Genomic DNA, 975 nt, shown 5'->3' with positions numbered 1-975 from the left:
GGGCGCATGGGCGCCGACCGGGCGCTGGCAGGCGAGCGCCTCGGCCATCGCATCGTCGCGCGCAACGGCGCCGACCAGGCGCGGGCCGAGATGGCCCGCCAGCCCCTCCGCTGCCGCCAGGGACAGGCGCGAAGCACGGTCCACCTGGTTCAGAACGATGCGCAGGCGCGGCCCCGTCAGGCTGCCCAGCGTGCCGCCGCCGAGGAAGCGCCCGCTCTCGATGTCGGGCAGCAGGGCGGTGCTGGCGGCATCCGCCAGCAGCACCACCAGCAGCATGGTGGCCTGGGGTGCCAGCGCCTGCAGCGCGCCCGAGGCACCCGGCGGCGTGTCGGCCACCACCAGCACGGAGGGGTCGGCCAGCATGGCGCGCACCGGCGCGGCTAGCAGCTCGGGCTCCGCCGCGAGCGTCGTGGCGGCGGCGAGCGCGCCGCGTAGGTCGGTCTCTCCATGCGGCAGGAGTTCGGGGCCGGCCGGCGTGGCGCGCAACGCGGCGCGCCAGTCCGGGCGTTCGGCGATGCGGGCGAGGAAGCCGGAGGTTTCGTGCAGCGGCAGGCCCAGATGCAGGCGCAGCGCGTTTTGCGGGTCGCAGTCTATGGCGATGACGCGTCGGCCCGCGCGGCGCAGGGCATCGCTGAGCCCGGCGACCAGGGATGTCTTGCCGACGCCGCCTTTTGGCGAGGCGACGCAGATGAGGGCCATGCCCGTCAGCGCCCCGGGCCGGTCTGCGCCATGCGCAGGCTGAGGAAGACCAGCGTCGCATCCGTCACGGGCGGCGCGGCAGGTGCAGCGGCGCTGCCGAGCGCCGCGGCGATCAGGGGAAAGTCGATCGGGCGGTGCGCCGGTATCGTCGCCGCGGGCAGCGGCGCCGGCGGAAGCGTCGCGGGCAGCGGCGCCGGCGGAATCGCCGCGGGCAGCGGCGTCGGCGAAACGGTTGCGGGCAGCGGCGTCGCCGCTTCGACCGGCCAGGGCGGCGCG

General features: G+C 76.6%; 2 protein-coding genes. Both read right to left on the bottom strand.

Annotated features, from left to right (window positions below; genetic code table 11):
- Positions 1–699: cellulose synthase operon protein YhjQ/BcsQ (locus HW578_RS27000; protein ID WP_198373776.1), on the bottom strand; the 699-nt coding region annotated here is incomplete at its 3' end.
- Between the two features lie 5 nt (positions 700–704).
- Positions 705–975, bottom strand: a 271-nt coding sequence (locus HW578_RS26995; RefSeq protein WP_198373775.1) for a hypothetical protein, incomplete at its 5' end; no start/stop codon positions are given.

Origin of the sequence: Roseomonas rosulenta (genome assembly GCF_016106005.1) — a bacterium.
GTDB classification, from domain to species: domain Bacteria; phylum Pseudomonadota; class Alphaproteobacteria; order Acetobacterales; family Acetobacteraceae; genus Neoroseomonas; species Neoroseomonas rosulenta.
Note: the sequence above shows the minus strand (reverse complement) of the source record. Positions and strands in the feature narration are given on the sequence as shown.